The organism is Paenibacillus sp. GCM10028914, assembly GCF_042666275.1.
Taxonomy (GTDB): Bacteria; Bacillota; Bacilli; order Paenibacillales; family Paenibacillaceae; genus Paenibacillus_AQ.
This window is the reverse complement of the sequence record NZ_JBHTFO010000018.1, coordinates 368,123-390,477: the sequence shown is the minus strand read 5'-3', so window position 1 is coordinate 390,477 and position 22,355 is coordinate 368,123. Positions and strand designations below refer to the sequence as shown.

Sequence of the window (22,355 nt, the reverse complement as noted above, 5' to 3'; positions counted from 1 at the left end):
ACAATACACCTATATTAACGTTTTTCCGCAGAGAAGTGAACCCCTGACCTGAAAACAGACCGCGCGAAAACACCCCTGAACGTCTGAGGTGTTATTCGTGCTTTTTAGTTTATGCAGGAATCCTATTACCATTCTAGGCGTAACAACTCCAGAGAAAGTTCATGAAGCTTTTTTTTGCATTCGGCTATGACGTTTTCATTTCCTGATATCATCGCCTCATACAGTTTTTCCAGCTCATCATCGGTCTCCAGTCTGCACAGCAGTAGGCGGCGTTCACCCTCCTTCGACTCGAACAGACGCACCATCTCCTGCTCCGTCATAGGCGTTCCTTTCTGGTAGAGCACTCGCTGCCGATACCCGGAAATTTCAACAAGCCGGATAACCTCACCGAACAAAATATTTTCAATTAATATTTGCCGGTCTTTAAATCGCTTAACGACCGCATGGCCCCGCGTATTCTCAATTAGTTTCTCCATCCATTCCGCAAGCTTGGGATCCCTGATCATATAATCGCCGACCAGTTTATATCCCCTGCCCGTACGCTGGAAGCGTAGTTTTACAAGCTTTCGACCCGTCCGGATAGAAATGACAAATTGGACATCGTTCTCACTCCAATAAAGTGAATATCCTTCTTGGATCAGTTCCTTGATTAAGTCCTGGATATGCCGGCGGTCAAACCGGAGCTCCAAATTGCAATACTCCACTTCCTCGCTCTTATTCACGGCACTCCCTCCTCGGTACTCCCTCTCCTATCTTACGTGGCTGAGATGAATTAATGCGATGACTGCTTTGACGTTGTCTTATCTATATCTTATACTTCATCTTATGTAACGGTAACTTGGTTTATTGACTATTTTTCCCCCTCCAAAAAAGAGACTAAGACCTTATTTCAATTGGATACCGAGTATTTCTCCTTCCAGCTTGACTAAAGGTATAAGGGATTGTCCACAAGCACTCGTTATGACTACTTACAAGGAGGCTGTTTATATATGAGTTTTACAGGATTTACAGCAGATGATTTTGATGTTTTCACCGTTCCGGGACTAGAAGGCCGCATGGAAGTATTGATCGAACGTGTCCGTCCAAAATTGGAAACGCTCGGCGCTGAAATTGCTCCTTACATATCCGCTCTATGCGGAGAGGAAATGTTTGTCCACGTCGCCAAGCACGCAAGACGAACTGTCAATCCTCCGATTGATACTTGGGTTGCATGGGCTGCAAACAAACGAGGTTATAAGGCACTTCCGCATTTTGAGGTCGGTATGTTTGAATCTCATCTATTCATTATTTTTGCAATCATTTACGAAAGCCCAAATAAAACAACATTCGCTAGAAATTTAGAAAAAGAAATCTCCGAGATTCAATTGAGTCTTCCTAAGGCATATTACTGGTCAACCGACCATATGAGCCCTGGCGGCACCCCACATGAAGACATGGATCAAGAACGTTTTGACATACTTATCAACAAGCTGAAGCAAGTGAAAAAAGCCGAGGTTATGTGCGGTCTTCGTATCCCGCGTGAGGAAGCTGCTAAACTTAGTGGAGACGAGCTGGTTGAAAAGATTCAGGAGACGTTTGAAACATTACTTCCGCTGTATCGAATGGCATTCTAGAACATCTAAAACAGCCTTAGCTCAATTTGAGTTAAGGCTGTTCTTTTGTGCTGTTGTGACCGTCTCGTACTCATATCTTTACTCGACTTGGTTGAACAGGTGAGCTGTCATGCCGCGTCAGATACAGGTGAATTAGGAACAGCGTCCCCATTACGATTCCGCTCACAACAAATGGTGCCCCGTGGCCAATGCCATCCCATAACCAGCCGGAAACGATCGGCCCAAATACCATCCCAGAACCCTGTAATGTTAAGAAGAACCCCCATATGGTGCCCCGTTCACCTTTAGGAATCAAACTGGCAACGAAGCTGTTCCATCCCGGCAGAATCAAGGCATAAGCGATTCCGATTAAGGAAACCACTACAAAAACTAATAGAAGTGACTTGAACAGGGTAAAAATACACAGCATCACCGCACACAGCAGAAACCCAACATTTAGAAAGCGTTTTGTTCCAAACCGATCCATCAACTTGCCAGCCGGAATTAAGGTAAGAACCGTAATCCCGCCTCCAACAATCAGCAGCAAACTATATTGATTCGGGGAAAAACCGAGTTCATTACTCACATAGAGCGTCAATACGGGGCTTAAAAGCCCAATGACAAAAGATTGAAGGAACAATGCAGGGTATACTAGCCAGCTCACATGAAGTGTAGTCTTCACCTCTCGGAGTGTGGCTTTTACGCTTGTCCGAAGTTTGTTAAAACCACTTCGCAACCCTCTCCCTGCTAAAGCCGTGGAAGAAGATACTGCTGCTTTGGTAGTATTTCTTATTCTCCCTGGAAGCAGTAGTGCAGTAAGCACAAGTATAATACCCGCTCCAATCATAATAAAAAAGGCCGTCTGATAATTTTTCGATGTATGTTCCATCACAAAATTCATTATAATTGGTCCTGCTCCTGTCCCAACCAGCGCAGCTGTCTCTAGGGCTCCAATAGCGGTACCATTGCTGCTATTAGGGCCAGAGATTTCCGTAGCTCCTGTCATAGCACAGGGCCATAAGGGAGCCGTACCTGTTCCAAGGATGAGACATGCGAGTGAGAGCCAGACGGGTCCGTCAGTAAAAGCTATAATGAGCACTCCTAGAACAACCATAGTAAGTGCTACAGACATCGTTAACTTGAAACCAAGACGCTCAGCGATCCAGCCTGCTGGGCTGCGGAACAAGTTGTCGCCCAAATACTGTAAGGCGAAAGCAACACCGATTACCGTTCCAGACACACCCAGAATATTTTTCATATATACCGGAAGAATCGCCACTAGCAGCGAACCTTTGATAAACTCGACTAAAAATATAATCGCGAGCAATTCAAAGAAAAAAGGAGACATCAGTCGGCGTTTCTCCCCGGGGGAAATGACCTCAGACATTTTCTCACATCCCATCTTTATACTGTTACAGCATCATTTCTATTGTTTCCTGTTCTCCAAGAAGACATGCCCTCCTATAAGCTTTACTTGCATTCCCCCCCTATTTTGCTATACTCAATTTTGTTTATATGAAACACAAATCGACAAGCATAAACAATTTCACTCACAGAAAGGTTGTGACAGCGTCCATGGACCATAGCCGTACACCGCTATTCACTGCGCTTAAAGAACATGCGGCCAAGAATCCCGTACAGTTTCACATTCCAGGTCATAAGAAAGGTCTCGGTACCGATGCCGAATTTCGGGAATTCATAGGAGATAATGCTCTATCCATAGATTTGATCAACATCGCACCACTCGACGACCTTCATCAACCTACAGCTGTTATAGCAGAAGCGCAGAAGCTTGCGGCAGATGCCTTTGGAGCTGACTACACTTTCTTTAGTGTTCAAGGAACAAGCGGAGCTATCATGACAATGATCATGTCTGTCTGCTCTCCAGGGGACAAAATTATCATCCCTCGGAACGTCCATAAATCCGTGTTATCCGCTATTATATATTCAGGTGCAAAGCCTATATTTGTTTCTCCTGCTCAAGACACAAACATTGGAATTGATCATGGAATTACGATCAGTTCAGTACGCAAAGCGCTAAAGAGACATCCAGACGCCAAGGCTGTACTCGTTATTAACCCGACCTATTTCGGAGTTAGTGCAGACCTAAAGGAAATAGTAGATCTGGCACACAGTTTTAACGTGCCGGTATTGGTCGATGAAGCGCATGGGGTGTTGATTCACTTCCACGAAGTCCTTCCGATGTCAGCCATGCAAGCTGGAGCTGATATGGCTGCTACGAGTGTCCATAAACTTGGGGGTTCGATGACCCAAAGTTCTGTACTAAATGTGAATACGAAGAATGGTTACGTTAATCCATTCCGAATTCAGACCATCATCAGTATGCTCACCACAACGTCTACTTCTTATATTTTACTGGCTTCACTCGATACGTCTCGGCGCAACTTGGCACTCAATGGCCACCAAATGGCTGCAAAAGCGATGGAAATGGCTCAATATGCTCGTCAGAAGATTAATGAAATCGAAGGTTTATATTGTTTTGGAACAGATATTTTGGGCAGTGAAGCTGCCTACAGTTATGATCCAACGAAACTGACGATTCATGTGCGCCATTTGGGTATTACAGGATACGACACGGAAAACTGGCTTCGTGATCATTACAACATCGAAGTCGAGCTCAGTGATATGTACAATATTTTGTGCTTGGTGACACCTGGGGATACACCAGAGACCATCGAAATATTGCTTACGGCCTTGCGTGAGTTGTCCAAGACCTATAATAATGTTAATGAAATTAACGAATTGGTCGTTAAAATTCCGGAGATTCCTCAACTTTCCCTTATTCCTCGAGATGCGTTTTATGGAGATACTGAGGTTATTCCATTCAGAGAATCTGCGGGACGAATCATTGCTGAATTTATTTACGTATATCCGCCGGGTATCCCTATCCTTCTACCGGGCGAGGTTATTTCTCAAGACAACATCGATTATATTATTGACCATGTAGATGTTGGATTGCCGGTTAAAGGACCAGAAGATCGTAGTATCCAAAACATCAAGGTTATTGTAGAAGCAGATCCAATCTTCTAAAAGACTCAAAAACCCCGGTGTATTTACACCGGGGTTTTGTTATACAAAATACTATTCCTGAGCTGCTACAAGCTCGTTATACGCTGCTTCAACTGCATTCCATTCTTCCTCATCTTCGATATTGTAAAGAACCATTTCCTCGTTCTCTTCTTCCATACGCAGAATAACACCGTCTGCACCTGGATTTTCACGTTCAAGAAGAAGTGCATAGAGCTTCTCGCCGACATCAAATGTCTCTACGAGTACCATTTCGACATCATTGCCTTGCTCATCTGTTAAAGTAAGCACAAACTCTTCGTGTTCATGATCGTGGTCATGATCGTGACCGCAGCCACATGCATCGTCGTGTTCATGTTTGTGATCGCTCATTAAAAAATACCTCACTTCAATTAAATTATCATACTTCCGTATGGTAACACGGAAGAATAACTAGGTCAATTTACCAATATACAAACCTTACTTCAAAACGGTAATAACTTTATCAGCCACTTTTACAAACCCGGAATCAGACGAAGTTTTGATGTAAAACCCAACAGAATATTTTCCGACTGTATTGAAATCATACGTAAAATCATATGTTCGAAACCAGAAATTGTCACTTTTATTCTTGACTTCTTGTGACTGAATATCCTTCACATTTCCATCAGGATCTGATATTGCAACCTTAACAGAGTGTATATCTTCATTCAGAGTGTCAACTTGGCTGAACACATTAAACTTCAACTTACCTCTGTTTACATTCCCGAATGCAGTATCCCCCTTAAATAGAAAAATATGTACGTTTGGCTTAATGATTTGAACCTTTCCGCTCTTATTGTCCCAATTAACGGCCCCATCAATATCCCGGACCGGAATATATGTTTTGTTATCAATCAGATAGCCACCATCTTTCAGCTCTCTGCCATTTAACCATACGCGTACATGCTCATTAAAAGAGTCAGCAAACAATATTGAACTGCCACCGCCTAATAATGAAATAAATAATGTACAGGCCATTATCTTTTTCCATTTCGATTTCATATAAAAGCAACCCTCCGTATATACTTTTTCTAGTTGTTATATGGTTATACTACAGAGTAAAAAGTAAAGTTGCGCGATGAATTGCAATTCACTGGAAATTTATTTAATATACAATGATACCTCAATACCACATCATATCTCGTCTGGAGGTTGAATTCATTGACTCTAAAATTACAAATGCTAGGTACCGGCAGTGCTTTTGCAAAAACTTACTTTAATAACAACGCCCTCATTATGGATGAAAGCTTTACCCTACTGGTGGATTGCGGCGTTACAGCTCCCATGGCGCTTCATCGTCTCGGACAGTCTTTTGATTCCATCGATGCTGTGCTAATCACACATATTCATGCCGATCATGTTGGCGGTCTTGAAGAACTCGCGTTCAAAATGAAAATGCTGTACAACCGTAAAATGCCTTTATACATTGCAGAAAGTCTCATCAACCCTTTATGGGAGAACACCCTTCGCGGGGGGTTGTTCCAGGAAGGATATATCACTTGTTTAGAGGATGTATTTGAAGTGCATTCAGTAGAGCCTGGCATACCTGTCGATATTTCGTCGGGTATTCGTGCAGAATTTATAAAGACTGAGCATATTCCAGGAAAGAATAGCTATTCTATATATTTTAATGATCGCATCTTTTACAGTGCCGATATGATATTTGCACCTGAACTTCTCACACAGTTAGTGAATGAGCGGGGCTGTGAGGTCATTTTACATGAATGTCAGCTCGTGGGCCCTGGTGAGGTTCATACTACACTACAAGAGCTTCTAAGCCTGCCAGAAAGTCTACAGAAGCGGATCTACCTCATGCACTACGGAGATGATATGCAGAGCTATCAAGGGCATACAAATTCCATGCAGTTTCTTGAACAGCAGCGTATATATGAGTTTTGAGAATATGTAGATTCTTCTTCTCCTTGAAATGATGAATAGAAAATAGACTGCCTCGGGGAAGCTAGGTATGGGAGGCGATATTTAATGAATAATGATCAGCAAGCAGAAGTAGTAGCCGTACGAAAAAATGGTGATGGCGACATCGTTCAGCTAAAACTAAATACCGGTTCTGTTGTAGATTATAAAACCGCTCAGCAGATGGTTCAAAACAACGAAATTAAGAACCTGAACGTATTCCGTGGACGAGACGATGAGATGCATCTGAGATCCAATGCCGACGGTGACCCTAGCAACAACTTAGATAATCTGCCGATATTCTAAGCAAAATAAACTGATGCTTAACATAGTGGTATGCATGGAATAAAGACCCCGATCCGAAGTTCGGGGTCTTTATGTATAATCAAATGAGTTTAAAGTTCTTTTTTCATCCGGACATGGGGGATCCCTGCATCATCAAAAGGCTCGTCCGAAATCGTTACATAACCGAGCTTTTTGTAAAACCCTTCTGCCTGACACTGAGCATCCAATACAGAATACTCAAGCTTCAATTCACGAGCCTGCCCCTCCATAGCCATTAACAGGACTCTGCCCAGACCCTTAGAGCGAAAAGGTTTGCGTACAGCAATACGCTGCATCTTCGCTGAATCTTTATTGTAGTATGTGACTCGCCCTGTCGCTGCGTACTCCCCATCATATTTAATCAGTATATGAAACGAATCCGCATCGAGAGTGTCATACTCGTCAATCTCTAAATCTTCTGGCACCTTCTGTTCTTGTACAAACACTTCCATACGAATGTTCAGCGCTTCACGCAGCTGTTCTTCGGTTGTCACATTTATAATTTCTGCTGCCACATCAAACACCTCATTAATCGAAAAATTACTTTCCTGTATATTCACCAGAGCAAGTTGAATTATTATACAAAATTTTAGTTTTACTGTATAGTGAATTTAAATGTACTTTGAAAGGGGCTGGCGAGTGAGCATGGGTATTGGTGGCACTACAATTTGGGCTATCGTTATTTCGGTTCTGTTAATTATCCCCATGTTTTATACGATTAAAAAAGGCTATTCCCGCAAATGGGATGAGGAATAGAAGCATGCCTCAAGAACCGTCAGCCTATTTTTCGGTCGACGGTTTTTTATGTATTTCCCTGCAAGCTACTGTGCAGAATTCAAGAGCGGATCTTGAGATTCTAACGACGGCATAGGACTGAGCCTCTGTCCACTTCTACCACCGGTCGAGTATACATCCTTCTGCACTGATTGCTCATATACATCTTGTATTACAGGCGACGCCGGCTGCTCCTTAGGATTCATCTCCTCGGATACTCGCGTGGCAATACTACAACCAGTAAATAGCGAAATAGATAAAAGCGCGGTACATATTTTCATCCCAATTGCTCTATAATGCTTTCTCATGATCATGCTGTCCTCTCTCCTTATGGAAAAATCATGCTTTCCATAGTCTGAACCGGATCGCCTTATTTTATAACGAGAAAACAATTGACATGATTTCAGGCAGCTGATAATATATGAGATATCTTTCGAAACAACATACTTCACATGATCTGTTAGCTCAGCTGGGAGAGCACTATCTTGACAGGGTAGGGGTCAGTGGTTCGAGCCCACTACAGATCATCGCCGGGAGCCCTTGCGTAGCAAGGGTTCTTTTCTTTTTTCTCCATGCTGCAACAAAATGTTTAAAGACGGTGTTTCCGTTAATGTTATATCAATCAAATACAGAAGTGGGATATAAGGGAGAGTTTGATATGAAGGATATATGGAAATTCATTATAGCTTTGCTCATAAGTAAAGTTATCGGAAATTTGACGTATCGAAATCTAGACTTATTTAAGTACCAGACTGATGATGTCCCGTATTCGTTTGTGAATATCGCAAAACTTTTTCTTAATTTTTCAGTTAGTATCGGAGTAGCGCTTCTTATTTTCTGGCTGATGAAAAAGGTGTTCGAAAAGAAAATAGAATAATCAAACCCGTCATTTTGGCGGGTCTTTTTTTTAAAAAAAGCTTCTAAATTACCGGAAGTCTATGATAAATATATAAACTGCCTATCTCCCATTTGGTTTCATGGGTTATTTTGGGTATAATCTCTCTGAGGTGAAAATGATGAATGGTAAGAAATTTGTTGTTGTCATGGTATTTGTTTTGCTGATCATTGGCGCTTGCTCTTTAGTCGCAGCGAATTTCATTAATTCTCTTGGTCAACTTTAACAACTAGCTTCTCTCTTACATATGCTTAACTTTTTTTTCGCTCCTAACTTAATTCCGTAATTTCTTTATCGGAGATGATTCAAATGATAGCCATATTTGTAAGCGCTTTTGTTGTATTATTTAATCTTCTGATTATCTTATTCGGATTCTATGTTGTACGTAATCCAGATTCCGATTGGGTGAGATTCATCAGAAGAATCCCTGATGATGTCGTACAAGAAGATGTCGATATATCAATCATGAAATTTCGCGGAATACTGATGATCATCTGTGGAGTATTTATGACCTTGATGTCAATAATGAGTACGATAGTTTATATGGGGTAAGGATTACATTCTATATTTACGCTATAACGTAATCAATATTTGCCTTCTGTTATCTCACGCCTAAGGAGGGTTTGCCATGGCTGGATTTTCTCTTGTACTATTCGGACTTGTTTTTCTAATACGTGGAATTTTTAGAATAATTAAACCCGCGAAAAGTACCATGTATATAACTTGGAAAAATAAATTTGATTCTGAGCCCAATGAAGCATATATGCGATCGATAAAAAACAGCGGGATCACTTATCTAATGCTAGGGGCTATTCTCCTAGTATGTGGGGTCTTGATTATATTGTAGCTACAAAACAAAGGCCCCGCGGAACATCCGCAGGGCCTCTTGTCGTGGGAAGCGATTTTATGATCTAAGCAATTTTCCAATTGCTAGGGTGCCTTACCTTTGAAGAACCGCCGAAGTATCGACCGTCTTTTTCTTTGCCTTTTCAGAGTGCTCATGGTGAATCAACAACCTTTCGGAGTCACATTACTGTTTTCCGTGTGCTGAATGATTATTACCACTTCCCACTTATTTCTTATATAAACTCAATTTCGACGTATGAATCATATTTTTCAAAAATATTTATCGTAACCTTAATGGTGGTTACTTCTGTATTCAATTCCTTTCATATGGGAAATCCTATCTCATGCATTCAACTTTAAGCAAGGGATGTGAACAGAATGAACATTGAAACCGATGCGTATAGAATCGCTTCATTAGGCGGTGATGAACAGACGGTTAGTGCGATTAAAGCAGCAGAAGCTACAATCGCCAGATTAACTGGCAAAGAGGTAACATTAATTGCTTATGAGAAAACAAACGAGTCAGAATAATAATCTGTAAATGGTGTTTACAACATCCACGCCCTTCAAGTAACAAGTAACAGGTGCATCTATATTGATGCTGGTCTGGCTTGTTCACTGGAAGGGTTTTTTTATGCAAAAAATGAAAAAGAAAATGTTTCCTTCTCATCAAAGTAAACGTATTATATATACCGCTTCAATCATTTTAATCCTCTATAAAAAATCGGCAACATTCGAGTTCTCTCGCATATACTGGAAAAGCGAAAAGAGGTGATTCACATCTTTAAAGTTTTATCTCGTATTATTATTTTTTCCCTGCTTCTTGTATTTTTCTTCCCATCCGCCAACCCTGTCGATGCTGCCAGCCAGCAAAAGCTAGACAGTAAATACGCAAAATACGCGCAATTTATTGTCATTGATAAGTCCAGCAACAAGCTGACCTATTATGAGAAAGGGAAAGCAATCAAGACGTTCTCTGTGGCAACAGGATTGAAACCTTCCTACACGCCCGAAGGTCTGTTTAAAATTCATGAAAAAACGAAAAACAGACCTTATTATAAAGAACGCATCAAAGGCGGAGATCCTAAAAATCCGCTTGGAGACAGGTGGTTAGGGATTAACGTAAAGATCAATGGCAGACTTAGTTACGCTTACGCCATTCACGGCACCAACAATCCATCATCCATCGGTAAATATGTGTCTCAAGGGTGCATTCGCATGCATAATAAAGATGTCCGCTGGCTATATGACAAAGTTAAAATGAATACCCCTGTACTTATTCAAAAATAATACGATACTTCCTGAAGAGCTAAGCACCTTGCCCGTGCTTGGTTTTTTTGTTGCTTTTTGCTGCTTGTTCGCTCGATGAAATTGCATAATAGAAAGCATCAATAAAAAGACAAGCAATTACCACCTCGTATAGAACGGGCACCGCCTGTCTTCTAGGTTTACGCAACGCACTCTGTAGCGCTATTATGAATGTCTGCTATATACTTTTCTACCACGAACCCAAGTTTCTTCGAGCTTTCCTTCATGACCAAGGAGCAAGAAGTCCGCATCTTTCCCCGGGGATAATGTCCCTTTATGACTTAGACATCCCGCTTGCCTTGCAGGATTGCTTGTATACGCTGGCAACAGATCTTTCAGTGGTAATCCCGTCCACTCAAGAAAATTCCGGAGGGACTTTTCAAGGCTGAGGGTACTACCCGCTAGACTGCCGGCACTTCCATCTTCCAAGCGAAGATAAGCAATGCCATCCACCATCATGGCTGGAAGTCCTCCAAAATCGAAGGTTCCATCCATCATCCCTGCCTGACCGATACAATCCGTTACCATAACGACTTTTTCACTGCCTTTTGTCGACCAGACATATTTGATCCATTCCGGATGTACATGAATACCATCAGCGATCAGTTCCACTGTGATTTCATTCAGCATCAATGATGCTCCTGCGACGCCGGGTTCCCTATGGTGTAGTGGTCTCATCCCGTTGAACAAATGAGTAGCATGGCTCGCTCCGGCGCTTACGATCTTTCGAACGGTTTCGAAATCTGCATCAGAATGACCGACAGATACTGTCACACCGCGTTCAGTTAACCAGCGAGTGCTAACTTCAGCCTGCTCATGTTCGGGTGCAAGCGTGATCAGTTTGATCTGTCCCTGAGAAGCGTCCCAGTATTGCCGAATCTCCTCCAGATTCACATTACGAATATGCTCCGGATTTTGCGCACCGCATCTAATCTTATTCAGATACGGTCCCTCCAAATGAATGCCGGCAATTTGCGCTCCTGACGTTCCTTCCTGCATACACTCTCCAACTACCCGAACGGCTTCTATGAGCTCATTATGTCCTGCTGTAAGTGTTGTTGCAAGAAAGGAAGTCGTACCCCGAGATGCATGAAACAGACTCATCCCTTCAAGGTCGCTCTTCCGGCGTGACATAACATCAAACCCGCCTCCGCCATGTACATGAACATCCACCAGACCAGGTATAAGTGTTCTTCCTGAAGCATCGTTCACAGGGATTAGGGAGTCACGAGATGAACGCTCCCATTGCTCCAAAGACAGAATCTCTTCAACCAAACCTCCACGGATTTGAAGAACACCTCGTTCAAATGATTCATGTCCTGTAAGAATCTTCGCGTCAATGATATCAAGATTTTGACCTGCAGAATAATCTTTATTCATCCCCATATGTCTACCTCTATTTGCTCCATGAGCCGCTGATGATCTTCTGGAAGTACACATCCGGCAGTCGGATTTAGCACGTTCGCGCTACCAGCGGCTGCTGCAAAACGCAAACATTCCACTACAGGTAAATCACGTATATGTGCATAGGCAAAGCCGGCAACAAATGAATCCCCACTCCCTACCGGATTCACGGCTTTTAGTTCAGGGATCCGCACTCTGTAGACTACATCTTCGATATATGCTAGAGCACCCATAGCTCCCAAAGATACAATAACCCTTGGTATTTCTGTATCCTTTGCAAGGTTACGAATAGCGGTACTATAGCTGTCCAGAGATGCTTCGACAGTCATATTAGAGTCACTATCTTGATTTCCAGCGTGAGTTAACCAAGGTTTAATTTCATCTTCATTCGGCTTGATTAAACCTGGCTTACCTTTTATTCCTTCAACAAGCGCATTTCCGCTCGTGTCCAGAAACACATCAACTCCGTGAGATGAACATATCTCAATTAATTCAGCGTATAGCTCCGGACGACAACCCTTAGGTATGCTTCCTGAGAAAATAATGAGACCTGCCTGCTTAGCTAACTCTGTAATTTTGGCCTTCATCAAATTCTCGTCTTCCTGCGTTATCCAAGGTCCCGGCTCTAGAACTTCGGTAAAGGAGCCGCTCACCTCGTCCACAATGCTCAGGCATACTCTCGATTCACCATTAATAGCAACAAAATCAGTGTGGATTCCTTCGTCCTCAGCTGCCTTAGCAATAAACTGTCCGTTATATCCGGCTATAAAACCAGAAGCCTTGACTTCCGCATGTCCTAACTGATTGAGAACCCTTGCCACGTTAAGGCCTTTTCCTCCAGCAATGGCATGTACACGATCCACGCGCATCACGCTACCCGTTGAAAAGCCGTTCATATAATACGTTTTATCGATGGCCGCATTTAACGTAACGGTGACGATCTTCGTTTTCATTACAGAAAATCCTTTGCTTTTCCGAAAGATCCACATAAGCGCATTTTTTCGATAGCTGCCTTCTTCAAAGCTTCTTTCGCAGGCACCATGTATTTCCGCGGATCATTTTCTTCTGCATTTTGATTGAACACTTCTTTAATAGCATTGGAGAATACGATACGAAGCTCAGTTGCTACGTTCATCTTAGACATTCCCAGTGATACGCAGCGTCTAACCTGATCTTCAGGAATTCCTGATCCCCCATGCAGCACGAGAGGAACGGACACTTTTGATGCGATTTTTCCGATACGATCAAAATCGATGTTTGGCTCACCTTTATAGATACCATGTGCGGTACCAATGGCAGGCGCAAGTGTATGTACACCGGTTAATTCAACGAACTGTACACATTCATCCGGGTCTGCCAGCATAGCGTGCTGATCGTCCACCACAATATCATCTTCCACGCCACCAACGCGTCCCAGCTCCGCTTCTACATTGATGCCAATCGCATTGGCAGCCTCCACTACCTTTTTGGTCATGGCAACGTTCACATCAAACTGCTCATGCGAAGCATCAATCATAACGGAAGTGTAGCCTGCCCGAATGCATTGCATAATAATATTAAAATCAGAACAATGATCCAAATGAAGTGCAATGGGAATGCTTGATCTCTCGGAAGCCACCAAAGCAGCCTTCGCAATATAGTCAGGGCCTAGATGCTTTACCGTTCCTACTGTGGATTGAATAATAAGCGGTGACTGTGTTTCTTCAGCTGCTTCAACAACGGCTTGAAGCATTTCAAGTGTATGCACGTTAAACGCACCGATGCAATATCCTCCGCTTCGAGCTGTCTGTAATAATGGCGTTGATGATACTAATGTCATATAAAACCCTCCCCATGTGGAACGTAAATTATGAATGGTTTAACTCATGACGCTGCTTAGCCTGCATTGCACTACCAATGACTCCTGCGTCATCTCCAAGAGTTGCTGTTCGAATACTGACATGCTCTCTATAATCAGGCAGTAACCGGGACATCATGGTTTGTATCAGCGGTGTTAGCAGTCTTTCCCCTGCCATAGCTCCACCACCGCCAATAATGATAACCTCTGGACTCAGTATGTGAACGGCAGGAACAAGTGCCTTACCAAGAAGTTCACCCGCGTGATTCATGATTTCAGAAGCGAGCGGATCTCCGGCATCCATCGCTTTAGAAAGATCCGCTGCTGATAATTGATCAAGTTTATCTTCAGGAAACCACTCTGATAAGATGGTTTCTTTTCCTTCTCTTATATAACGCTTAGCTTCGCGGACCATCCCTGATGCTGAAGCTGATGCTTCCAAGCAACCATCAAACCCGCATCCGCATGGAGCCGTTTCCCCCTCCATCGGACCATGACCAATCTCACCGGCCAAATTAAGGTGCCCATAATGAAGATGCCCCCGGTTGACCATAGCCGAGGCGATTCCCGTTCCTACGGTCAAACCAAGTACATAATCAACTCCCTGACCTGCTCCATATACCGCTTCGCCATAAACATACATTCGCACGTCATTGTCGATATAAACCGGCAAGGAGGTACGTTTTGACAGCTCAGCACTCAAAGGAACATCACGCCAGTTCAGATTCGCGGAATAGACAGCCGTACCATTCCACGGATCCACTAATCCCGGTATACCGATCCCTATTCCAGCGATCTGATGAGAAAGGCCAGCAGTAGCTGCCACTTCTAACGTCATTTGAGCCATTTTATCCAAGACTGATACGCTACCAAGATAAGCTTCAGTAGGCTTTTTCAGAGAACCTAACACTTCGCCCTTCTCATTTACGATACCGCAGACGATATTGGTACCTCCAACATCTATACCAATCCAGAAACTCATCGTTTCCCCTCCCAGGGATTGTTAGTTTTGGGCTACATACAGCGTAGTACCCGCTTCCTTCAATGCTTCGACCAAAGCCACTGGTGGTTCACCATCCGTAATACAACCGTGCAGATCATTAAGGTGAGCGACTGTAAATAGTGAAGCACGGCCGATCTTGGTATGATCGAAGACAGCAATCGTTTTATCAGCACGGCGCATGAGCATACGGGCTATATTCGCTTCCAGCTCCGAGTAGGTGCTCACACCTCCAGCTGTAAAGCCATCAATCCCCATAAACATCATGTTAATGTTTACAGCATTCACCGTCTGCTCTGCCAGCGGACCACATAACTCAAAGCTTTTGTTACGCAGCACACCACCAGTCAGAACGACCTGAAGGTCACTGTTCTCCGAAAGCTCCATCGCTATATTGACGGCGTTAGTTACGACCGTAATATTCTTGCGTTGTTTGAGCTGCTGAGAAATGAGGAACGTTGTTGTTCCTCCAGTAAGACCAATGACATCCCCTTCTTGGACCAAAGAGGCCGCCATGCTCGCAATTGCCATTTTTTCAGCATATAAAACTTGTTGTTTCTCGATAAAAGGGACCTCGTAAACCGAAGCCGGCTTCACATACATCGCTCCGCCGCCGACGCGTCTGATTACACTTCCGCTTTGCTCCAGTTCCTCGAGATCCCGCCGTGCTGTAGCTTCTGAACAGTTGAATGTCGTCATCAGCTCTTGAAGTGACATTTCACCTTTGATCGCCAGCGCACTCAGGATCTGGTTTTGTCTTTCTGCTTTCATACCAATACGTGCCATAACTTTTCTTTTCCTCCTAGCTGGTGAGTAACGATGCGCCCCTTCAATGAGCTTTTGAACATTCTCCTGAGAATACAGTTAGTCTAGATTTTAACTACTTGGGTCAGGTTGCGTGGTTCATCAGGATCGACCCCTTTGTTCACTGCCGTCCAAAAGCCCACATAATGAAGAAGCGGTAAATACATAACGGCGCGCGCTTCATCGCTAACGTCTGCACCGCCGATTTCAAATACGGAGTCCGCAAAAGCAGTATCCTCACCTTCGCGTGATGTCAGGACGAGTACATGAGCCCCGTAGCCCTTCATCTCTTCCGCCACTTTCAGCTCATACGATCTTGCTGTCTCTGAAAGAAGCAATATAACTAAAGTTCCTGGTTCTACAATCGATTTAGGACCGTGTCTAAATTCAAGGGTACCGTAGCTCTCAGTCCAAGTATAAGACATTTCCTTCAGCTTGAGGCAAGCCTCTTGTGCGATACCGAAGTAACTGCCCATTCCAAGGTAGATCGTTTTCGTAAAATGATTGCTTTGAAGCAACTGCTGTGCAAAATCGTCAGCTTCCTTAATTTTGGCTCCAGCTTGCTCCATTACAGCTTTCATTTCATTAGAATAACTTCCTCCTGCAGCTGCTGCAATCGCTGCCTGCATCATAAATGTCATACTTACGAATGATTTCGTCATGACAGTGCTTTTTTCTTTACCATACGGAGATACGAGGCATTCTGTTTGCTTAGCCATACCACTATCTTCATAACATGTAATCCCGCAAGTATCCCAATTTTCCAGTCCTTTAACCGAATCTATGGCGAGGATGACTTCAGTTGACTCTCCTGAGCGGGAAACGCCAACAAGAAGTTTTTTTCCACCTTTTGCAGAGGATTGATCTCTGAATAAAAAAATATCGGATGAAGGAAAGGCACTGGCTGGTCTTTCGAGCCATAAACGGAATGTTGTAGCCATCGTTTGAGCTTGATAATAAGAAGAACCAGAACCTATAAATATTACCTCATCATACTCCGTATTTCCTATATATTTCTCTACCCATTCTTGCTGCTTCGCTAATTGTTCCCAAGCTGCTGCGATAGCATCGCCTTGTTGCCCAATCTCTGGATAAGTCAATTGCCCCTTCGTCATCAAAGAACTCTCCCCTCAATGTTATAATGTAATATTAAATCACAATAATGATTTTTACAATCATAATATGAAATTTTTCGTCAAATGAATAACTGATAAATTCTTTGAAAAGCTCAATCAGGATTACTAAACAAATATCTGATCATAGAAAAAAGGGCATCTCGCAAGATCATAGATCTTTTGAGATGCCCTTAATAAAATTATGATTACTTAATAATTAACCTTTACGGACAAGCGATTAGGCTTTTACACCCACGGTGATGATTTCATAAGGCTTCACAGGAAGCGAGAACTCTCCATTTTCAGTGAATGGTTGAAGTTCTCCCGGCTCTTCAAGAATTGTTGTCTTGTAAGCCTGTACACCAGCAATGTTAGATTGCAGCGTAAGATCAACAGGCGTCGCCCCCATATTGAACCAACGAAGCATCAGATCACCCGATTTACGGCTGACTTTAAGCGACGAGAATGCAAGCTCTTCACTCTCCCACTGGAATACGGAGCAATTAGGAGTTACAGTTCCCTCATGAATACCCGTCTGGCTAACTGTCCACGGAATCTGGAACTGATATGCTTCTGCATATGCACCTGATGTCATACCATCTCCGTTATGTGGAATGACTTCCATGCGCACAGTGCTTTCACCCAGGCACTGAGCTTCCGGTGTTGGGAAGTAGCCCCAGTCTCCAAGTTCGCCAACAGCACGAAGCAAGGTTACAGCGATTGTATTGCGTCCGTCACGCAGCACTTCGTATTCATTCAAGCCTAGGTTAGCTACAGTAAGTCCTGCACCTTCACAGCTTACATCAACAAATGCTTGCTGATGGGCAGTATTACTTGGGTTCTCCCATTCTTTAGCAGGAACGTTGTTCCGCTCTACAATTTCGAACATGGAATCAACACGGTGAACGGAAGTTTCCAGATCCGTTGGGAACAATGCCCGCAGACGATGATCCTTAGCTTGGTTGTTAAAGCTTGCTTCAATCTCAACACCTTTACCTTCACGGTTCAGGGAGATGAGTGTGCGAATCTTCATAACAAGAGTCTCTTTGGAACGCTGAGTTTTACGGTACGGATAGTAGATCAATTCACGCTGTTCTACGTCAAGCATTTCATCAGCAGAAACTGGGATTTCCCATTCGTGAATCACTTCTAACGATGCACGGTATGGTGTATCCTCCACCACACGAATCGTAGCCTCAAGCCCCTTGGTAGTGAGAGCTTCTTCACCTTCAGGCTGTTTGAACATATATTCGTTACCAATATCTCCGGTATTCTCATAAACACCAAGATCCCGGAAGATTTGACCGCTACGTTTGTCAGTCAATGTAAAGGAACCATCTGTAGAAACCTCAACTTTGAGGTTATCGTTCTCAAGAATACGATCTCCAGTGATCAATGATTCTACAGCTGCAGGCGCCATGTCACCTTTCACAAAAGCATACGTTTGAATACCAAGAGCAGCAATGTCTTTCGCTTCAAACGTCAGCTTCACTCTACGGCACATGTACGGCTGACGGAACTTATCATCCGGAAGATCATATCCGAATTGCAGACCGAGATCTTCCATTGAAAAGGCAACAGCGTTTCCTTCACTATCCACAACCGTACGTCCTGAAAGATCAATATCTTTCATCCGGCGACTTGTTTCTTTCAAGGAAAAGCCTTCACGGAAGTATAGACGCTCTGCATCCAGTTCAACACTTACTGTACCGCTGCGCTTCCACCCTGTCGTATTAAACACGACGAACGGAACAGCGTTATCACCATATTTTGCAAAAGCTGTTGTATCGATCGCTTCAGCAATAGCAGTCTTGCTATCATCAATAATCGACTCAGCTACATGACGGCTCTTATCGAAACGGGTAACCATTTCACGGTGAACCTCATCGACACTACAGCCACAAATACTATCATGCGGATGATTCTGCATCAGTGTCTTCCAAGCATAAGTAAACAGATGGTGCGGATACTCTTGCCCAACCAGACTTGCGAAGGAAGCAAGCGGTTCTGCAACCTTTTCAAGAATGCTTTGACCCTTCTGATTCATCTGCTTCAAGTAAACACGAGCAGAAGCTGTATTCACCAAAGTTCCCCATCCGTCCGTACGCTGGCTGCGAAGCTCGCCTTGTACAGAAGACAAATCTTGGCTCATATTGTTCTTTAATTCCACCAAGTAATCAGCAAAATTAGAGTGAACAAACTCTGTATCAGGATGTAACTTCTTCGCTGTTTGGATGGCTTCTGGTAGGTCACACTGAATCGGCTGGTGGTCGCAACCATTCATATAGAGCAGTTGTCCTGTAGAAGCATATTTCTCTGCATCCGCAAGCTTTCTTTCCCAGTAAGCTTTGGCTTCCTCTTCATCCACAGGTACTTCGTTACCGTTACTGTACCAGTTCGCGAACAGAATACCGAGTACTTTGGAGCCGTCTGGACCTTCCCATACCAATTCGGAGAAGGAAGACTCAAAGTCTCCATCCGATACGGTATTGTTAAAGCCTGTCGGCTTAACACCGCGTCCGAAGAAGGCATTCTCGATTCCGGATTGCTGCATCAACTGAGGTGTTTGGCCTGTGATACCAAATGTGTCAGGGTAATATCCAATTTTGGAGATCGTTCCATAGCTTTCTGCATCTTGATGCCCGATCTGCATGTTACGAACATTCGCTTCACTGCTTGTCAAGAATGCATCTTGCAAAATATACCAAGGTCCAATCTGGATACGTCCTTCATGGATTAACTTTTCAAGTTGTTCCTTCTTCTCAGGGCGTACTTGCAGGTAGTCCTCCAGGATAATAGTTTGACCATCTAAGAAGAAATAACGGTACTCCGAATCTTTCTCCATAGTCTCAAGCAGTTGGTCCATCAACTGGATAAGCCGTACATGGTGTTTCTCATACGGTAAATACCATTCTCTATCCCAGTGAGTATGAGAGATGATATGGGCTTTTCTTGATTGGGTCATGGTTGTCGACTCCCTTGCTTCATAGAATGGTGTATGAACATGACAAGCGTGTGAAATGTTGTATTGAAACCAGCATTTTACACGCTCCCATGTTTTATGTTTGTTGTTATCTTACAGGTTTACGCTTCATCTACCAAAGGGTACTCTTCCATGTAACTCATTAGCTCATCGACGGTCGTAAATGCAAGACCTGTCACGGTGTCTGCACATCCATAGTAAATCGCGATGCGGCCGGTATCGGCATCAGTCAACGCCGCGCAAGGGAACGTTACGTTTGGTACATCACCCATGCATTCGTATGTCGTTTCAGGGCCTAAGATATAGTTGCGGGAACGTGCTTTAACTTTCCATGGCTCATCGATATCAAGCAGAGCAACACCCATACGATACACGAATCCGTTGCAAGTATTAATAACGCCATGGTAAATCAAAAGCCATCCTTTGTCTGTTTCGATCGGCACAGGTCCAGGTCCGATTTTCTTGGACTGCCAAGCCGAAGCATCTCCATTAACTGTGCCCATTACATAACGGTGTTTACCCCAGAAGGTAAGATCAGGGCTAACGCTGTAGAAAATATCCCCGAAAGGTGTGTGTCCCGTATCGCTCGGACGGCTGAGCATTGCATAATAATCACCGATTTTACGAGGGAACATGACCCCGTTACGGTTATAAGGCAAGAAGGCATTTTCTAATTGGTGGAATGTTTTGAAATCAGTTGTATAGCCAATACCGATCGTCGGGCCATGATAGCCATTACACCAGTTGATATAATAGCGGTCTCCGATTTTGATCACACGTGGATCGTAGCGGTATTCGCGCTTAGTTACTTCCTCATCGCCTTCGAACACGATAGGATCATGATTGATTGTCCAGTTAATTCCGTCTTCACTGAAACCTGCGAAAATATCCATACTTACCGATCTAGAATCGCAACGGAATACACCAGCGAACCCGCCTTCAAACGGAACAACGGCAGAGTTGAATATACTGTTGGAATTCGGGGTTGCGTGACGCTCAATAATCGGATTTGCGGAATAGCGCCATACCGGAGCATTAAGGCCTTCCGGCTTGTCTTGCCAAGGAATGTTGTTAAGGGATTCGCCAATAATTTTGCTCATTGTTATGTCTCCTTTTTGTTAGAAGGTTTATCATGCATTAATTAGATCAACAAAAGGCTTACAAAATGCCTTCTTTCATTGCTTTGTACACAAGTTGAGAGAAGAGGCTGTTTGACCAAGCAAACCAGGATCTTGTAAATACTTTCGGATCGTCTGCGTGGAAGCCTTCATGCATGAATCCTGTATCCGCATCTGTCGATTCGAGCATAGCGATCATTTCGAGCTTCTCTTCAGTTGATGATGCCGTAATTCCCTGCATGGACAATGCCATATGCCAGATATAATTCTCTGGTGTGTGTGGACTTCCGATTCCCTTAGCCATTTTCCCTTCAAAATAGAACGGATTTTCTTTGCTCAGGGCAAAACGTCTTGTGTTCTGATAAATCGGATCATCTGCAGTTACATATCCAAGATAAGGGATCGACATCAGACCCGGCGTTCCTGCATCATCCATCAGGCAATAGTTACCAAACCCGTCAGTTTCGTATGCATAGATCGGTCCGAACTCTGGATGACGATAAATACCATACAACTTAATCCCGTGATCAATTTCAGCTTCAAGCTTCTTAAGATCAGCAAGAAGTGTCATATCACGGAAGATCCATTCTGCGAATTCTTGCATATGACGCAGAGCGACTACAGCAAACATATTGCCTGGAATGTTGTAGTGGAAATCACAAGCGTCATCGCTTGAACGGAAGCCTGACCATACCATTCCTGTGTAATTTACTGGCATGCCGAGCCCGTTGTTGCGCAAAGAGTCTTCTGGAATTCCATTATTCCGTTCGAAACGATATGGGGAGCGTTCAAAGTGATGCTGTTCCACTTTAAACAAATCCACGATTTTCAGCATAGCTGCTTTAAAGCCGGAATCAAACACATCCGTCAGCCCTGTTTCCTTCCAGTATGCATATGCTAGACGAATCGAGAAACAGAGGGAATCAATCTCAAACTTACGTTCCCACACCCACGGAGACATATCTGTCACATCATCGGTGTTCCAGTGCCAATCATTAGCCGTTTCATTAAACGCATTCGCATAAGGATCGATATGAATATAATTCATATGACGTTTAATCACACCGCTTAAAATGCGTTGCAAATCTGGATCGTTTTTAGCAAATGGTACGTAGTGCATCACTTGCTCAACGGAGTCACGCAGCCACATTGCAGGAATATCACCTGTGATGACAAATGTAGTCCCGTCATCCATCAACTTTGTTGTTGTTTCCAATGTATTTGGAAACGTATTTTTAAACAGTTGCAGCAGTTTAGGACGATGCGCCAGCTTCTCTTCTGCTTCCTGAAGTACTTCTTGAATCGATTGTGGAAGCTTAAGTGTTGGCATAGGTATTTTAGGGAGTCTGAATTGTTCCATGTTAACTGGCTC

23 protein-coding genes and 1 tRNA gene are annotated in these 22,355 nt (G+C 43.5%); 9 read left to right on the top strand and 15 right to left on the bottom strand.

The window, feature by feature from the left end; all coding sequences use genetic code 11:
* Window positions 1–125: 125 nt before the first annotated feature.
* Entirely contained in the window at window positions 126–722 is a 597-nt protein-coding gene (locus ACFQV5_RS22255; protein WP_379250107.1) for a hypothetical protein, read from the bottom strand.
* A gap of 267 nt (window positions 723–989) precedes the next feature.
* Between ACFQV5_RS22255 and ACFQV5_RS22250 the strand changes: the two genes are divergently transcribed.
* The gene (locus ACFQV5_RS22250; RefSeq protein ID WP_379250105.1) at window positions 990–1,613 is read left to right on the top strand and encodes a YktB family protein; all 624 of its coding nucleotides are present in this window, start codon (window positions 990–992) and stop codon (window positions 1,611–1,613) included.
* 70 nt (window positions 1,614–1,683) lie between these two features.
* Here ACFQV5_RS22250 and ACFQV5_RS22245 read toward each other — a convergent pair whose 3' ends face one another.
* A complete protein-coding gene (locus ACFQV5_RS22245; protein ID WP_379250103.1) occupies window positions 1,684–2,979 on the bottom strand; it encodes an MFS transporter in 1,296 nt (431 codons plus the stop codon).
* Between the two features lie 188 nt (window positions 2,980–3,167).
* Between ACFQV5_RS22245 and ACFQV5_RS22240 the strand changes: the two genes are divergently transcribed.
* Complete coding sequence (locus ACFQV5_RS22240) at window positions 3,168–4,643, top strand: aminotransferase class I/II-fold pyridoxal phosphate-dependent enzyme (protein ID WP_379251132.1); 1,476 nt, start codon at window positions 3,168–3,170, stop codon at window positions 4,641–4,643.
* Window positions 4,644–4,694: 51 nt separating this feature from the next.
* Here the strand turns inward: ACFQV5_RS22240 and ACFQV5_RS22235 are convergent, their stop codons facing one another.
* Entirely contained in the window at window positions 4,695–5,012 is a 318-nt protein-coding gene (locus tag ACFQV5_RS22235) for a DUF1292 domain-containing protein (RefSeq protein WP_379250101.1), read from the bottom strand.
* Between the two features lie 87 nt (window positions 5,013–5,099).
* Window positions 5,100–5,663, bottom strand: a complete 564-nt coding sequence (locus ACFQV5_RS22230; protein ID WP_379250099.1) for a stalk domain-containing protein — start codon at window positions 5,661–5,663, stop codon at window positions 5,100–5,102.
* 159 nt (window positions 5,664–5,822) lie between these two features.
* On the opposite strand from ACFQV5_RS22230, the gene ACFQV5_RS22225 reads away from it, so the two are divergent.
* Window positions 5,823–6,560 (top strand): MBL fold metallo-hydrolase, encoded by a 738-nt coding sequence (locus ACFQV5_RS22225; RefSeq protein ID WP_379250097.1) that lies wholly within the window; start codon window positions 5,823–5,825, stop codon window positions 6,558–6,560.
* A gap of 84 nt (window positions 6,561–6,644) precedes the next feature.
* Window positions 6,645–6,881 (top strand): DUF3892 domain-containing protein, encoded by a 237-nt coding sequence (locus tag ACFQV5_RS22220; protein WP_379250095.1) that lies wholly within the window; start codon window positions 6,645–6,647, stop codon window positions 6,879–6,881.
* Window positions 6,882–6,970: 89 nt separating this feature from the next.
* On the opposite strand, the gene ACFQV5_RS22215 is transcribed toward ACFQV5_RS22220, so the two are convergent.
* Window positions 6,971–7,414, bottom strand: coding sequence for a GNAT family N-acetyltransferase (locus ACFQV5_RS22215; RefSeq protein WP_379250093.1), 444 nt, complete (start codon window positions 7,412–7,414; stop codon window positions 6,971–6,973).
* A 306-nt stretch (window positions 7,415–7,720) separates the two neighbouring features.
* Window positions 7,721–7,987, bottom strand: coding sequence for a hypothetical protein (locus ACFQV5_RS22210; RefSeq protein ID WP_379250091.1), 267 nt, complete (start codon window positions 7,985–7,987; stop codon window positions 7,721–7,723).
* A gap of 140 nt (window positions 7,988–8,127) precedes the next feature.
* On the opposite strand from ACFQV5_RS22210, the gene ACFQV5_RS22205 reads away from it, so the two are divergent.
* From ACFQV5_RS22205 to ACFQV5_RS22190, 5 genes are all read left to right on the top strand, one after another.
* Window positions 8,128–8,200, top strand: a tRNA-Val gene (locus tag ACFQV5_RS22205).
* Window positions 8,201–8,331: 131 nt separating this feature from the next.
* Window positions 8,332–8,550 carry a hypothetical protein gene (locus ACFQV5_RS22200; RefSeq protein ID WP_379250089.1) on the top strand — a complete coding sequence of 73 codons (219 nt, stop codon included), beginning with the start codon at window positions 8,332–8,334 and terminating at the stop codon, window positions 8,548–8,550.
* Between the two features lie 646 nt (window positions 8,551–9,196).
* Complete coding sequence (locus ACFQV5_RS25585) at window positions 9,197–9,415, top strand: DUF6199 family natural product biosynthesis protein (protein ID WP_483874812.1); 219 nt, start codon at window positions 9,197–9,199, stop codon at window positions 9,413–9,415.
* A 377-nt stretch (window positions 9,416–9,792) separates the two neighbouring features.
* Window positions 9,793–9,945: a hypothetical protein gene (locus ACFQV5_RS22195; protein ID WP_379250087.1), complete on the top strand. Its 153-nt coding sequence runs from the start codon at window positions 9,793–9,795 to the stop codon at window positions 9,943–9,945.
* A gap of 240 nt (window positions 9,946–10,185) precedes the next feature.
* Window positions 10,186–10,704 (top strand): L,D-transpeptidase, encoded by a 519-nt coding sequence (locus tag ACFQV5_RS22190; RefSeq protein ID WP_379250085.1) that lies wholly within the window; start codon window positions 10,186–10,188, stop codon window positions 10,702–10,704.
* A gap of 183 nt (window positions 10,705–10,887) precedes the next feature.
* Here ACFQV5_RS22190 and nagA read toward each other — a convergent pair whose 3' ends face one another.
* The 9 genes from nagA to ACFQV5_RS22145 all read right to left on the bottom strand — a co-directional run bounded on the left by nagA (window position 10,888) and on the right by ACFQV5_RS22145 (window position 22,343).
* Window positions 10,888–12,108 (bottom strand): N-acetylglucosamine-6-phosphate deacetylase, encoded by a 1,221-nt coding sequence (gene nagA / locus ACFQV5_RS22185; protein WP_379250083.1) that lies wholly within the window; start codon window positions 12,106–12,108, stop codon window positions 10,888–10,890.
* Window positions 12,099–13,079: a 1-phosphofructokinase family hexose kinase gene (locus ACFQV5_RS22180; protein WP_379250081.1), complete on the bottom strand. Its 981-nt coding sequence runs from the start codon at window positions 13,077–13,079 to the stop codon at window positions 12,099–12,101. Before ACFQV5_RS22180 ends, nagA begins: the two co-directional genes overlap by 10 nt.
* Window positions 13,079–13,945, bottom strand: a complete 867-nt coding sequence (gene fba / locus ACFQV5_RS22175; RefSeq protein ID WP_379250079.1) for a class II fructose-1,6-bisphosphate aldolase — start codon at window positions 13,943–13,945, stop codon at window positions 13,079–13,081. The genes ACFQV5_RS22180 and fba overlap by 1 nt, the downstream gene beginning before the upstream one ends.
* 28 nt (window positions 13,946–13,973) lie before the next feature.
* Complete coding sequence (locus ACFQV5_RS22170; RefSeq protein WP_379250077.1) at window positions 13,974–14,945, bottom strand: ROK family protein; 972 nt, start codon at window positions 14,943–14,945, stop codon at window positions 13,974–13,976.
* A gap of 21 nt (window positions 14,946–14,966) precedes the next feature.
* Window positions 14,967–15,749 (bottom strand): DeoR/GlpR family DNA-binding transcription regulator, encoded by a 783-nt coding sequence (locus ACFQV5_RS22165; protein WP_379250075.1) that lies wholly within the window; start codon window positions 15,747–15,749, stop codon window positions 14,967–14,969.
* Window positions 15,750–15,832: 83 nt separating this feature from the next.
* Window positions 15,833–16,882: an SIS domain-containing protein gene (locus tag ACFQV5_RS22160; RefSeq protein ID WP_379250073.1), complete on the bottom strand. Its 1,050-nt coding sequence runs from the start codon at window positions 16,880–16,882 to the stop codon at window positions 15,833–15,835.
* Between the two features lie 238 nt (window positions 16,883–17,120).
* A complete protein-coding gene (locus ACFQV5_RS22155; protein WP_379250071.1) occupies window positions 17,121–19,847 on the bottom strand; it encodes an alpha-mannosidase in 2,727 nt (908 codons plus the stop codon).
* A 119-nt stretch (window positions 19,848–19,966) separates the two neighbouring features.
* A complete protein-coding gene (locus ACFQV5_RS22150) occupies window positions 19,967–20,965 on the bottom strand; it encodes a glycoside hydrolase family 130 protein (RefSeq protein WP_379250069.1) in 999 nt (332 codons plus the stop codon).
* Window positions 20,966–21,023: 58 nt separating this feature from the next.
* Window positions 21,024–22,343: a glycoside hydrolase family 125 protein gene (locus tag ACFQV5_RS22145; RefSeq protein ID WP_379250067.1), complete on the bottom strand. Its 1,320-nt coding sequence runs from the start codon at window positions 22,341–22,343 to the stop codon at window positions 21,024–21,026.
* Window positions 22,344–22,355: the final 12 nt, after the last annotated feature.